This is a genomic window from Saprospiraceae bacterium (assembly GCA_026129545.1).
Taxonomy (GTDB): domain Bacteria; phylum Bacteroidota; class Bacteroidia; order Chitinophagales; family Saprospiraceae; genus M3007.
Genome location: JAHCHX010000007.1, coordinates 37,245 through 50,177, shown reverse-complemented (window position 1 = coordinate 50,177; position 12,933 = coordinate 37,245). Strand labels below are relative to the sequence as shown.

The window sequence follows — 12,933 nt, the reverse complement described above, 5'->3', positions numbered from 1 at the left end:
GTTAGACAAAGCCCCCTGCGCGGCGAAACTCCCGGTAAGCTTCGCTCGCGGTCTGTCCGTCGTCGGCTAATTCGCCGGACTCCTCCGTTTCAAACAAGGTTGGGAAAATCTCTTTGAGCCGCTCCCGGGCGGCTTCGATACAGGCGCGCGCCTGGTCAACATCAGAAAAGGAAGGGCTGCCACTCAGCCAATCGAGGGCATCGGAAAGAGCGGCAAAGGCGGTGGTCGCCAGATAATCGCGCCTTTGGAGGAAGGCTTGCATCACCGCATCCGCGCGGCGGCTGGATTCTTCAATGTGTGTCATGTTGCAAATAGTTGTTTGATTAAAATTGATAGTGTAAAGATATAGTAAAGATAATAAAAAGTAATTAAATTAACACATTATTAACATATTGTTTTAGTAGCAATATTTTTAAAACAAACTGTTTATTTCAATAAGGCAATAGTAATATTAACTTTTTATTAACAAACGAATTGTTGTTCCATGTGGAACATTTTATTAACTTTACACTAACAAAATAAAGAAACCATGACCGGAACAAGCCACACGCCCGCTACACACCCGACCGACTGGACCATCGGACTGCAAGAACTGCCGATGCCTCGCCGTGCAACCCTCCGCCGCGCCGATGCCGAACGCTACGAGCAGGAAGCCCGGGCGGATGCAGAGGCACTCTTTTTCCTCGACGGCGGCGACGACTTCCTGAAAGCCTGCGCCTTAGTCGGCGAAATACAAGGCTTGACCGCCCAACCCGGCGCCCGCCTACCGGAAAAGATAGCGCGACTGGCCGCCGAAGTGCGGGCGCTGCGGCTGGGATGGGAAGCCTGGCGCGACGATCAGGCCGAACATTTCATCAACGAAATGAAAAACGCACCATGCGATTGCTGATAACCGGAAGCCGGAAACTATCGCGGGCGGCGACGCTGCAAGGCATCGCCGCCGGGCTGCAAGCCCTGCACTATGCCGGCCTACCCGCGCCTACGCTGATACTGCATGGCGGGGCAAGCGGGGCCGACCAATACGCCGAAAACTGGGCCAAAGCCGAGGGGCTGCCTACCGAGGTACACGCACCCGACTACCAACAACACTACCCCAAAGCCGCGCCGCTGGAACGAAACCGGCTACTGGTAGGGAAGGCTGACGCGGTGCTGGCGCTGTACGCACCGGGGCGCGAGCGCAAGGGCGGCACCTGGGACACGGTGCAAAAGGCGGTGGCGGCAGGGCTGCCCATTGCGGAAGCCTACCCGGACGGCTCGACGACCTACACGCCACCACCGGCGGAGCTGTGGTAAGGCCTCCCCCCGACCCCCTCCAACACAGGAGGGGGAGAAGCCGCCCCGGAGCAGGGCAAGGAAGCCCCGGACTGCCCCCGTAGATGCGTTTTCCGTGCGGCTGATGGCGGCGGTCAGGCTTCGGGCGGTGCGGGTGGGGTTTGCGGGTTGGCCGCCCGAAAGCCCTCGCCGCCGAAGCCGCACACGCCCCCTGGGGGGTTGGGGGGAAACGATTTTGCCGCTGGGGGCGTGTCGAGCCGTAGCGGGTGGGGCGGGGAGGAACCGCCCGCAAGCCGCGCGGGTGGGTTTTGCGTCGAGCGTGGGTGGGGGCATTGCGGGTGGCGCGGGTTGGCCAAGGCGTGGCGGCCTGCGGTGGTAGGGTGCGTAGGCGGCCCCGCGCGCGTTGGCCGTTTGTGGGTGAGCTAGGCAGGGGCGGTGCGAGACGGGTAACCCCCTTGCGGGGTTGCCCGGCGAAGCATGGCCCCTGCGCGGGTGGGGTTTTGGCTGGTGGCTGGGAACTGGATTCAAGCCGCTTAAAACCCGGCTGCCAAACGCCCGGTTCTGGTAGGGGAGGTTGTTGCCATTTTGCAACTTCCCGGACGCCGGTTACAGAGATTCAATCAAAGAAGGTTCCGCAGTTTGACTGCCCATAATCCTGGCGTTGGCTTCAAGGTCTGCGCGCTGCTGGTCATTTGCCCACTCTTCGTGCAGCACGAGGCGATATTCAGCCTGGATGACTTCGTCAATCCATGATTTACAATCGGCGAGCGACAACAGATTTTGGAAGTTGATTTGGTGACCATGGCCGTAATTTTCCCGGAGGTAGTTCCGAAGATGCACTACGCGCCCGAAAGTTACCTGGGCGTCATCCCATTGTTGGACAAGCCGAAGTGCATCGTCCATGTAAACATCAGTTGGATGCTGCCTGTACTCCTGGCCGCAAATGAGCAGTATTTTTTGGCCTTGTTCGTCAAAGCCGGTTGTAGCGACATGTTTCATAGTGGGCACAGAATTAACTTGTTCCTCGCTACCAATGCTGCAAAAATCGCGTTGCGGAGCATCGGCAAATTTGGGCGCTTGTCGCACCGCTGCTGCGGGCTGGCAAAGCGGTAATGTGGCGTTTTTAGCCACTTTTCCGCGCGCGTTGGCCGTTTGTGGGTGAGCCAGGCAGGAGCGGTGCGAGACGGGCAGACCCTTTTTCGGGGTCTGTCCGGCGAAGCATGGCCCCTGCGTGGGAGGGGGAGAGGCCAGAACCAAAAAAAGAAGAAACTAACTACTCTACGAGGCTGATTGGGCGGGGTCAACGTGTAAACATTCGTTGAAGCTCAGTCATTTTTCTCTGTTCCCACTCAAAAAATGAATTGTAATCGTTCCAAAATAAGTCCCATGCTTCGTTCAGGGCTTTAAAAATGGTACCTTGCTGGTGGGGCGCTATGGTACAATTTATTCCTACAACAGCGCGAAGCCCATGAATGGCGCATTGCTCCAAAATTTCCGGTGGATAGGCTAGCTTATAGACCTGATCTTTTTCCCTTTTGTGTATCTGTTGCAGTGTTTCCCACCGTTCGGCAATAGCTCGTTTGTGGTCATTCAATTGCATGAGGTCAAGAACATGCAGAATCACTTGCATTCTTGCTTCATCGTTCGGGTGAGTTGACTTTGCGTGAACTGGAATCTCGAACGGGTTGCCTCCTCTTTTCATTGAAAGATGAAGATGTGCCCAACCATACGCCGGCCCAGCAGTACAGATTCCAAAAATATCGCAAAAGAACTCGATTCGCCACCTGAACCAGTTTGTTTTCCAGGCCTCGTACACATGGGAAGATTCCCCTTGATGGATACGTTGATCTTCCAGTATTACGCGGTCGAAATGTGCGGACACAATGTCATAAAAAGTCTTGGCCTCTTCTTGAAACGGCTTTAACCGGTCGTCATGCTCAGCCCAAAACAAAGGATGTGCAAGCTCGTGATACAGATCGGGCAAATGCAGCATAAAATCACATTCCAGCAAAGGCACACACAGCAGATTAAACTTCGGGTAAATTTGGTAGTAATCAGACGAAAGCCCTGAAACGGTAGGCGGTATCAGGGGGTAGTCAATTTCTCTGCAAATTCCCTGAACGAATTTGTTTATCCTTTCATCGCCATCAATACAACGAGTTATGGCCGAAACCGCGATATTTTCAATCAAATCAATCTCACGAATACGGATTTTCAGCAATTTCAAGCGAGTTGACTGATTGGCTTCGTTTTGAAATTCAGGAGCAGTGTGCAAGAGTTTCAAGTCGGAAATATTCTCATCAATCAAATCGAGACAGCGTTGGGCAAGTGCCTGAAAATGTAACGGTGGCGGAGTAGGGAATCGTGTTTTCAGCCGCTTGGCACGCTCGATGACTTCAACTATTGCGGCCTCCAAATAATATTGCATAGCTGGGGCGGATATGATTTGAACGAATGATTATTTACCCAAACGGATTCTAGAAAAAGATGCGTCGCATTCTTCATCAAGCGCATCCGCAAGGACAGAAATTCGCCGAAGTGCGTCCTTGCCAGTAATTGTACCAGCATCAAGGTGGGCAAATAAATTTCGAAGAAAAATATCGGGCTTCTCTCCGCCAGCATGTTTTTGCAGGTACCCATTGATGATTTGCGCAACCATTTGAATCTGGAAATCTCGCCCGGCCACATCCGACAGTTGTTGCAAAAAAATTTGCAACTCGTCCGTCAATTCAGGTGGAACAGCGGTTGAATCGTAATTGGCTTCCACCAAAAAGCGATTGAGGATTTCGAGGTAACGACTGGAAATGTCGTAAATGTTTGAGTTTAAACCTACGTCGCTCATGTTATCAGATTTGAGAAAGTTCTTGTTGAATGATGTCGTCCAGTTCGTTTTCACCGTCCTCCCATTCAAGATTTTGATTTTCGTCTTCGTCATACTCGCTTGCCTGGTCACGTAGGCGATTGTCGAGTAGTTTTGTGGTAATGGGCAGACGGGAGCAATAGTCAGGTTTGGTGAAAGCAAGCGTCGAGAGGTAAAATACGTCGCGCAGCGCTGCTTCAAACGGCAAATCACCTGAAATCAGCCGGATACATAAGGGTTTGGACGTACCTTGGTTTCTGAATTCCGCACCCGTAGTACAAAGATAACCGGTTTGCGCATCGGGAATGTACCAAGTCCCGATAGCGGGGTTGTCGTATTCCTCCCGGTTTCGGCTTTCATTAAATCGCGTCTGAATCAGTCGCACCGGAATCATGGACGTTTTGGCAATTTCAAGAATGGTGACAATAGCATCGGGGGTGAGGCAGCCTTCTTTTTTCAACCGTTTCACGGCATCGGTGATGCCTTGTTCCTCCGTGTCAAAAATGCGCCCATCACGGTGAATGACCACAACTTTTAGCGGCTGCTGGCCTCCAAAATTCCATTCTTTTTTTACCTGATCATAAATGGTTTGCCGGACGCTTTCCTGGGTAAGTTTCTCTGGTTGTTTACATTTTATCATTTCGGTTCGAATGTAGCGGCAGTACTTGTCTATCATTACGAATCCGGCGAGGTTGTTTTTCACATCAATGCCGATGGTCAGGTCGGCAACCAAAGGCGTGTTCAGCCGGAATGGAAATTTGTTGTTCAGCAACAGAACTTTGGTCAACGCTACATTTTGGACATAACCGCGATATTTTCCGCCCGCATCTTCTTTCAAACGATATTGGGTTTTGCCATCCGGTGTGCGCTGTTCTTGAAAGCAAGTGCTGACGGTCGAAGCATGGATGATGGAAACGTGGATGTTTGACTTGTAAAGTTCGCGAGTAACCATCGCAGCCAATTTATCGTGCTTTCGCAGTGTTTTCCCATCATTGGGAATCATCACCACGGCGTAGGCGCTGAATGTCTCCCGTACTTTGGCGCGAACGGCCTCTACGATACGCGTTCCGGCTTCCACATAGGAATAGGAGGCGCGATGTGAGGGATTGTTCTCATACCATTCGAATTGCGGGTTATAAGTATCCCAAGGGTACATTTTTTGTACTTGTTCTTGCAGGTCACGTTTGAATTTTCCTCCTACGGTGTCGAAAATCGAGCGTGGTAAAAACAAATACTGCGGCCCAAGTGCGGTTTGTTCCGGTTTCAAAAAGCCGGTTGAGCCATCGGTTAGTTGCTCCATGCGGGTTTTGGCAAGGCGGTCGGGCTTGAAATGAAAATCCCGCAAACGCAATTCTACCGAGTCTCCTAATATAAAATCGGGAAAGTCGAATTTGGGCAGCGGGAGCCGGAGTGGATCTTGGTGAATATTCAACATTTTTTGACCGAATCGAAGCCCTCGTAGAAATTCCTTCATACACTGGACCGACTCCCGCAACCTCACATAAGGCGGTAAGATAGATTGCCGATGAATAGCGCCTGCGGCGGAATCACTGGTGCTGAACACTTCGAAGCAAAGGCCGGCGGGAACGGCGCGCGGCTCCTTGTTGGCAGTGTAATAGATCAGCACCGAGGCATCTTCGGGCAGGTTTGCCAACATGGAGGTATGGGGCGGAGGCGTTCGCTTCCTGACAGCTTCATGCAGCGAAACGTTACGTTGCAAGACAGGGTCGTCATATACATATTGGATGGCGGTCAAATCACTCCACTCATCCAATCGCAGTTCATACCAGCGGTCACCGAAAGGATAAAACACGATCTTACTACGAAAATCACGGTCAAATTGCGCTTTGGTCAGATAGGTCGGCAGAGGTCGCGCAGAGGTATATTTTTTGGTGACATCAACGCAGATACCCCAATCTTTCCCCAAGTCCATCACACGGGCAACGAAGCCGGTGAATGTGGCCACTCCGTTCTCCTTGTGCGCTTCTTTAAGAAAAAATGGATGGCCCGCTTTGGGCTGCCACAGTTTCGACTGTTGCGTCAACTGACCTTGCAAACTGAATTGTAAAAATCGCTGGCAGATGGCCCGCGTATTTTCATCGGTGCTGGTAAAATCGAGTTGTTCAACCTGTTCAGTGTCCTGAAAATAAAGGTGGTTACCGCCACGTCTGGGATATTCAGTTGGCACTTTCCCGATGATATCGGCATCATTGCGCGTTACCAGAAATGCTGCCGACTCCCTGACAATCACCGTCACAGGATGTCTGAGTTTCTGGCTGAGTTTTTTAATCAAAATCTGGCGGTCCTGTTGAAAGGTCGGCGTGCCGGGTTGGAGGCCGGTGATTTTGAAAAGCCGATACTCCGCGTTGAGTTCAGCGGTGTTCCCAATCAAAAAGATCGGGCTGATGTTCAGTCGGTTTTGGTTCATGATTACAAATTTTTCTGAATGAACAGGTTAAGCAATTTTCAGGGTCGTCGGTTTGTTCCAGGTCTTGCAGGTCATCGTAGTTGTAGGAGTCGCCGGCACCGGCGAGATAGAGTCTGTAAGCGCCCTCAATGATGAATTCCCGTGTTTGGTCGAGATAGTCTTCGGTGACGGGATAATCCCGCAACTCATTTTTCAACAACTGGTATTCGACGAGGCGATAATCCGTCAGCGGAAATTTTTTCCAGTTCGTCCGCTGCCGATTTTGCGGCAAGGTCAAATGAAGCCCCAAAGCGTACACCAATAGTTGCTGGTTGTATCTTTTGACCGGCTCCGTATGGACTTTCCAATCCACAATCAATGGGGCCTGGCCATTGGTATACACAATTAAGTCGGGTGTGCCGGTCACGGAAAAGCCTTCGAGTTGAAAATGCAAGGTTCGCTGTGAATCAAGATGTTCGGCACTGCGGAGCATTTCGACAAAAGGCTCGTTCCGAAAAAAGTTTGTCAGAGCAATTTCGATGTCTAACCATGCCGCTTCCAGTTGCTCGTCACTGATCGGGATGTTGTACTCATGTTCGAGCAACGGGGAAAATTCTTCTGGCAAATGGCTTTTTTTGTTGTCGGCATCCCGGTATTCGTGATTTTGGGAAAAGCGCAGCCTTTTTTCAAAAAGCCGGAGTGCAAGGTCCAAGGCATCGTCAAGTGAAAATGGCTGCTTCTGGGTAAAGGCTGCCACCATCTCCGTGCTTAACACATCGTCCACCAGCTGGCCGCGCCAGGCTGCCAGCGTTCTTAAATGGGACAGCATCGTGATTTCGCGCCGCTGCTGATCGTGTTTGACGTTGCCGGACTTCGCCTTAGCGGTAAAGAACCATTGCCATTGACACTTCTGGAAAGCGCGGTAGCCGGTAAAGGAAAATGCTTTCATCTTCTTCGATTTCGTATGAATTTGAGATAATCCAGCAGTTCCAACTCTTCTTCGTCGCTCAAAGCGCCCAGCCTGCCATGTGCTGCGACCGGCTCCCGAGTTGCGAGGTGCTCCGTATTTTGGGGCACGGGATAACCCACTTTTTCCATGAGCGTTTCGTAGGGCACTTCGTACAGTTGAGCCAGTTTGTGCAGGTTGAGCGGAGAAGGTTGCTTCACCTTGCCCGTCTCCAACTGGCTGAGGTAGGCATTGGAAATGCCGGTCTGCTTTTCAACCTCGCGCAGCGTCAAGCTCTTAGCCTCGCGGAGGGCTTTAAAATAACTTCCGTAGTCGGACATATCAAGATGTTTGAAGCATTGCTAAATTTATCGAGCAAAGGTAAATAGCGTTGCTAAATTTAACAAGCAATGGGTCGAGATTTTTTTCCGGCTGGAATTAACGAGGCTTGGGTGGGTGCAGAGAAGGTGCTGCGTTGCGGAGCGTCGGCAAAAACGGCGCTTGTCGCACCGCTGCTGCGGGTTGGCGAAGCGGCAATGTGGCGTTTTCAGCCACTTTGCCGCGCGCGTTGGTCCCGAGGCCTCGGGATGGGTGAGCAGGGTAGGGGCGGTGCAAGACGGGTAACCCCCTCGTGGGGTTGCCCGGTGAAGCATGGCCCCTGCGCGGGTGGGGGAGAAGCCAGGAAGCCAGTATCAGGCAACAGGTTCCGGCGATTTGCCAAACCGGATATCAGGAATGCCCGCCATTTGCAATATCAATTTGCCGCACAACACCCGCATTACTTCATTGGCATCTTCGATTTTCTTATGCTTTCCGACGAGTAGTCCGCCATGCACGATGTCGTCGCGGAGTTTTTTGATGGCCTTAAAACTGACTTTGGCGCCGGACCAGTTCACCTGATAGTGCTGAAAAAGTCGCTCGAACTGGTCATGCATCGGCTTTCTTTTAAGATTCAAATATTGCCTCGGCGCCTGCTCTAAAAATATCGCGCGTTCGCTTTCATCCACCATTGGCGCTATTTCCCGGATTCGCGCCTGGATGGCTTCGTCCACCTCTTTGTCCGGTGGAATGAACCGATATTTGTCCCTTTCTTTTTCTTTACCGCCACTGTCGTTTCGCAACTGTTCCAAGATATTGAACAGGATCAAAAATTCGGTTTCGCCCGACACCAAGTAGCAAAGATTGTATTTGTCAATGAGCCGAATTACAAAATCCGATTTGGGCGAAATCACTTGATAATCAACACTTCGGAGCAGATCAAATATTTTTCCATGAAAATCCAGATGCCACAATCGCATCCCTTTTCGAGGGATGACCTCTTCGGTTCGCCGGGTAATTGTGACGGTATGCTCGGGCAGGTGTATCCGGGCAAAGTCGAACGAAATTCGCTCTTGGGCATAAAAGGACAGCAATGCACAAATCAGGTTGGCGTGGTGTAGAACATCTGATTCTGGCAGATTTTCATGTTGAATAAGGAGACGGGGCTCTTTGTGTATTACATAGGTATCCGTCGCGGGGCTTTTTCGGGAATAAAAGTGGTAGTCCAAACGATACTGTACACTCCCAAAATTTTGATAATCACCGTGGTAGTGGTGCGCTTTCCAAACGTCTTCGCCGTGAAAAGGCGTGAAGCCGTGATAGGCGTACATTTCCTCAATTATCTTTTTTGCTGTTGCATTCAGATAAAATTCCGACGCCGGTAATGTTTCTCTTTCTCGGGGCTTGAAGACCAATCGAACACTATCCAAGCCAACCAGAAAATATCGTTGTCCATTTTCGTAGTGAGCCGTGCTGAGCGAGAAGGTGGTATCCCGACTCTCCGAAAAATCAATGGTTGAAACATCCTCCCGTTCGTTGATAGAGACCACTTCAATGCTTTCAGTCAAAGCGCGATCGCCTTCCTGGTCACCCATCCAGCGGGCAAGTTTATCGCCGAGGTAGTCTTTGTCGGGATGATAAATTTTGAGGTTGATGCTTTTCAGCCCATCTATCACCAAATGGGCATGATGCACCTCCTGGACAGGTTCAAACTGCGGGGCGGGAAGTATCTGGTCCAGATTTGGGATGTTGAGCCTCATCTGAAAGCATATCTCTTCGGGTTTTGAGGATTGGGTTTCGTCGGTCATGGCACAATTCCGCTTTAAACGCACAGAAAAATTTATTCAAACCTGGCTACGACAAATCCAGTTCCAACAACTTTTTCGCCTCCTGCTTCCGGTCGGCGGCGAGTTGGAGCAGGAAGAGCACCACATCGAGGTTCCATTTGGGTTTGCCGCCGACAGGTTTGCCCCAGCGGATGAACTGGACGTAGGTCTTCGAGATGTCGAATTTTGTGGCGGCCAGTTCGTTGGCGTTGGTGGGCAGCCATTTGTCGGCTTCTTTCAACTTGTCGAAAAGCGCGGCCTGGTCGGGATCGGTGTACGGGTTTTGATATTCTTTTTTCACGACAGTTACTATTTTGTTGCTGCAAAGTTAGTATTTTATTGAATTAAAGAAAAGCCTCCAAGCGGCTAAGGCAAATGGTTGGCGGAAATAGATGACAGGTTTAGACAATGTTTTGAAAATCTTGCAGATAGGGACTTTTTTGCTCCAAGTAAAGCCCTTATTTTTGTGTTTACAATTACTTTACTTAACCCAGCCGGGCTTAGCCACCCCGGTGTTGTAAATCCTCTCACACTATGCGAGTCCTTGCCACGCTCGCGCCGGTTGTCCTCCTTGTGCTTGCACTTGGCGGATATTCCTGCAAAAAAGCCGATTCAAATCCCTCGGAACCACTATCACAGCCATGCTCCGCACCGGAATACGCCTTTGCCAGCGCCTTCTGGGACGGGGAGACGATCTGGTGGGGCGACGACAAGTCGGCCCATACATTTTCAGGTAAAGCGCACTACTTCTTCGACGAGTACGCGCAGATTTTCACGCTTCGTACACCGGTGGAGGTTTGCCCGGATTCCTTTTTGGTTCTGAAAGCCCCCGACCCGGATTTGTGTCCCTACAAGCCCTACGTCTGGCATTGGCACGGAACGCCCGAAGGGAATGAACTGATTGTGCAATTCCCGGAAAGTATCTGGCCCTGCACCATGGCGCTGGGTCAAAGCCATCAGCCGTACTCGTTCAAGTTTGGTTTTTACTACAAGCCGTAAAATCCTGTTCACAGGAACTGTCCTGACTCCGCTTTCTCAGTACGAGAAAGCGGAGTCTTGTTATTATAATCAAAATGTTTTAATAAGCCCCAAAAAGATACAATTGGTTTTTTCGAATGCTTTACCTCGTCCGAAAGGGTGGGGTAGGGGTATGCCTCGTCAATAAATTGGCGCTAAATGAGCCGTTGCGAGTATTTCGGCTTCGAGCATTTGAATTTGCAGCCGGGCTTGATGCAGGGCAAACTTTTTGTCGAGATACTTGCGCTGCTCGCCGAGGTAGAAGTCGGCAGGGATTTTCACCTCCTTGAACTGGGTGGTGTAGAAATCGAACAATTGTGCGTCGATGGCAAACACTTCTTCCTGATGGCGCAGCTGTTCGAGCAGTAGGGCGCGGCGCCGGTACATTTCCCAGACTTTTTCTTTTGTCTGTCGCGCATCGAGCCGGCATCGCTCCTCGATGGCACGGCGCTTGGCTTTGAGCGTCTCGCTTTGGCGGATGTTGCGCTCGACGCTGCCGAGGCTGTAACTGATGGTGGGGCGAAGGCGGTCGGGCTGGCCCGGTTCGAGCGAAGGGACATAGGAGGCGCCGATGGTGGGCAACCAGGCAAGCCAGCGGCCTTTTTTAGAATCCTGAAACTCTTCGAGTTCGGCAGCGCATTGAGCGGCGTGGAAGGAGTCAATGGCGGTGAACAGCGTAACGAGCGGAGGGAAGGCAGCCCCGGCCCTTACCAAGGGGGAAGAAGCAATGTCTGCGCTTATACTATATATGGTGTCGAAGTCGAATGGGCGCGGGATGGTGGGAATTGTGTCAGCGGGTTGTTGCGCCAGCAGAGGCTCAACGACCAGCAGCCAAAGCGGGAGGGACGCCAACGCAACAACGCGGCGACACGAGGCGCAGCCTCGCCGTTGCACGGAGAAACAGGCGCGGTTCATAGGGCATCCAGGATTCGTTGCAACTCTTCTTCTTCGGCGGCAAGTTTGTCCGGGTCAATCTCGAAAAATTCGAGGACGAAGCGGCGGCGGCGATCCGCATCCAAATCGAGCGCCGGATGGCAGGCACAGACAAAATCAAGGAACTCCTGCACCAGCGGGAAATCTTCCTCGATGTCTTTGAAGCGGGCGACGTGGGGGAACCGGTATTGCCGGTTGGGTTGGGCATACTGACTCTTTTGCATGGCTTTTTTGCATTTGTGTGTTTCTTGCCGGTTGGCTGGACCGGTGGAATGTATGGTTAACGAAAAGCGGCAGTTTTCATCAGACGGGGGAAACAGTTGACGGCTTTAAATTCTTTCGCATGAGATAACCCGTAAGGGCTTTGCGGGACACGTTGAACATTCGGGCGAGGCTGGCTACACTCACGCCTGCCTGGGTCATTTTGCGGATATTTTCGATTTCAGGGTCGAGTTTGGTATCAATGGAGGTGGCGCCGGGTGGTCGGCCCAACGTAACGCCATCGGCGCGTTTGCGGGCAAGGGCGGCGCGGGTGCGCTCGCTGATCAGGTCGCGTTCGAGTTGAGCGGCCAGTCCAAAGGCGAATGCGAAAACCTGGCTTTCGAGGTTGTCGGAAAATTCGCGGTTATTGCGCACGACGACGACACGGATTTTCTGCTGCATGGCCCAGTGCAAAAAAGAGGTCACCTCGAAGAAATTGCGGCCCAGGCGAGAGAGCTCGGTGACAGCCAACGTTTCGCCCGGAAGCACTTTGCCGGAAATAGTGCTGCCGAGTTCGCGGTCGCCAATAGCTTTTTTGCCGGAAGCGACGTCTTCGATCCAATATACTTTTTGGCCGCCGGCCCAGATTTCAATTTCGCGCCGTTGGGTGGCAGCATCCTGCCTGTCGGTGCTCACGCGGAGATAGCCCCATATTTTACTGCACTGACTCATTGTTTCCGCTTGATTTTACTCCTCGTGCTGGCATCGAAAGAATTTGCTATCCACCTGGCTTGCTCCACCAATTGGCCGAGTTCAAAAATGTCATAGGGGTTGTCTGTTTTGAAAATAAAATCCTGGCCCAACGACGGAGTTGGGTTGTCGAATGACTCGATAGGCGCAATACCGGTTTCCTCGGTCACTTGTTCCAAAAAGGCTTGCAATACCTCCGGCGGCAGTCTTAATGAGAAGAGAATTTCGTGCATTTTGAGAATCTGTAAATTTAAAGGCCAAATACTGGGTTAAAGTTACAGTAATTGATTAAATAAACCTAATAATTAAATCGCAGTAGTTGTAAATAAAAATGACCATTTTTTATTACAGAAAATACACGGAGGTCACCGCCCTCGCTTCCGGTTTCTTTTCCATAATCAAT

The 12,933-nt window shown here is 51.4% G+C and carries 16 protein-coding genes; 3 read left to right on the top strand and 13 right to left on the bottom strand.

The annotated features are described in order from the left end of the window. Position 1 precedes the first annotated feature (1 nt). Entirely contained in the window at positions 2 to 304 is a 303-nt protein-coding gene (locus KIS77_23060; protein MCW5925216.1) for a hypothetical protein, read from the bottom strand. Positions 305 to 529: 225 nt separating this feature from the next. Between KIS77_23060 and KIS77_23055 the strand changes: the two genes are divergently transcribed. Both KIS77_23055 and KIS77_23050 read left to right on the top strand, forming a co-directional pair. Further along, the gene (locus KIS77_23055) at positions 530 to 889 is read left to right on the top strand and encodes a hypothetical protein (protein ID MCW5925215.1); all 360 of its coding nucleotides are present in this window, start codon (positions 530 to 532) and stop codon (positions 887 to 889) included. Then, positions 877 to 1,293 carry a DUF2493 domain-containing protein gene (locus KIS77_23050; protein ID MCW5925214.1) on the top strand — a complete coding sequence of 139 codons (417 nt, stop codon included), beginning with the start codon at positions 877 to 879 and terminating at the stop codon, positions 1,291 to 1,293. The genes KIS77_23055 and KIS77_23050 overlap by 13 nt, the downstream gene beginning before the upstream one ends. Positions 1,294 to 1,878: 585 nt before the next feature. Here KIS77_23050 and KIS77_23045 read toward each other — a convergent pair. The 8 genes from KIS77_23045 to KIS77_23010 all read right to left on the bottom strand — a co-directional run bounded on the left by KIS77_23045 (position 1,879) and on the right by KIS77_23010 (position 9,930). Next, positions 1,879 to 2,403 (bottom strand): hypothetical protein, encoded by a 525-nt coding sequence (locus KIS77_23045; GenBank protein ID MCW5925213.1) that lies wholly within the window; start codon positions 2,401 to 2,403, stop codon positions 1,879 to 1,881. Positions 2,404 to 2,572: 169 nt separating this feature from the next. Then, entirely contained in the window at positions 2,573 to 3,700 is a 1,128-nt protein-coding gene (locus tag KIS77_23040) for a hypothetical protein (GenBank protein MCW5925212.1), read from the bottom strand. A gap of 30 nt (positions 3,701 to 3,730) precedes the next feature. Then, on the bottom strand, positions 3,731 to 4,114 hold the full coding sequence (locus KIS77_23035) for a hypothetical protein (GenBank protein MCW5925211.1): 384 nt from the start codon (positions 4,112 to 4,114) through the stop codon (positions 3,731 to 3,733). A gap of 4 nt (positions 4,115 to 4,118) precedes the next feature. After that, positions 4,119 to 6,560 carry a hypothetical protein gene (locus KIS77_23030; protein MCW5925210.1) on the bottom strand — a complete coding sequence of 814 codons (2,442 nt, stop codon included), beginning with the start codon at positions 6,558 to 6,560 and terminating at the stop codon, positions 4,119 to 4,121. After that, positions 6,505 to 7,488, bottom strand: a complete 984-nt coding sequence (locus KIS77_23025; protein ID MCW5925209.1) for a PD-(D/E)XK nuclease family protein — start codon at positions 7,486 to 7,488, stop codon at positions 6,505 to 6,507. Before KIS77_23025 ends, KIS77_23030 begins: the two co-directional genes overlap by 56 nt. Then, a complete protein-coding gene (locus KIS77_23020; GenBank protein MCW5925208.1) occupies positions 7,485 to 7,826 on the bottom strand; it encodes a helix-turn-helix transcriptional regulator in 342 nt (113 codons plus the stop codon). Before KIS77_23020 ends, KIS77_23025 begins: the two co-directional genes overlap by 4 nt. 351 nt (positions 7,827 to 8,177) lie before the next feature. Next, the gene (locus KIS77_23015) at positions 8,178 to 9,611 is read right to left on the bottom strand and encodes a hypothetical protein (protein MCW5925207.1); all 1,434 of its coding nucleotides are present in this window, start codon (positions 9,609 to 9,611) and stop codon (positions 8,178 to 8,180) included. Between the two features lie 46 nt (positions 9,612 to 9,657). Then, positions 9,658 to 9,930 carry a hypothetical protein gene (locus KIS77_23010; GenBank protein MCW5925206.1) on the bottom strand — a complete coding sequence of 91 codons (273 nt, stop codon included), beginning with the start codon at positions 9,928 to 9,930 and terminating at the stop codon, positions 9,658 to 9,660. A 233-nt stretch (positions 9,931 to 10,163) separates the two neighbouring features. On the opposite strand from KIS77_23010, the gene KIS77_23005 reads away from it, so the two are divergent. Continuing rightward, a complete protein-coding gene (locus tag KIS77_23005) occupies positions 10,164 to 10,628 on the top strand; it encodes a hypothetical protein (GenBank protein ID MCW5925205.1) in 465 nt (154 codons plus the stop codon). A gap of 159 nt (positions 10,629 to 10,787) precedes the next feature. On the opposite strand, the gene KIS77_23000 is transcribed toward KIS77_23005, so the two are convergent. From KIS77_23000 to KIS77_22985, 4 genes are all read right to left on the bottom strand, one after another. Beyond that, positions 10,788 to 11,561 carry a TolC family protein gene (locus KIS77_23000; protein ID MCW5925204.1) on the bottom strand — a complete coding sequence of 258 codons (774 nt, stop codon included), beginning with the start codon at positions 11,559 to 11,561 and terminating at the stop codon, positions 10,788 to 10,790. Continuing rightward, complete coding sequence (locus KIS77_22995) at positions 11,558 to 11,803, bottom strand: hypothetical protein (GenBank protein MCW5925203.1); 246 nt, start codon at positions 11,801 to 11,803, stop codon at positions 11,558 to 11,560. Before KIS77_22995 ends, KIS77_23000 begins: the two co-directional genes overlap by 4 nt. 79 nt (positions 11,804 to 11,882) lie before the next feature. Further along, positions 11,883 to 12,512 carry a recombinase family protein gene (locus KIS77_22990; protein ID MCW5925202.1) on the bottom strand — a complete coding sequence of 210 codons (630 nt, stop codon included), beginning with the start codon at positions 12,510 to 12,512 and terminating at the stop codon, positions 11,883 to 11,885. After that, positions 12,509 to 12,763, bottom strand: a complete 255-nt coding sequence (locus KIS77_22985; protein ID MCW5925201.1) for a hypothetical protein — start codon at positions 12,761 to 12,763, stop codon at positions 12,509 to 12,511. Before KIS77_22985 ends, KIS77_22990 begins: the two co-directional genes overlap by 4 nt. Positions 12,764 to 12,933: the final 170 nt, after the last annotated feature.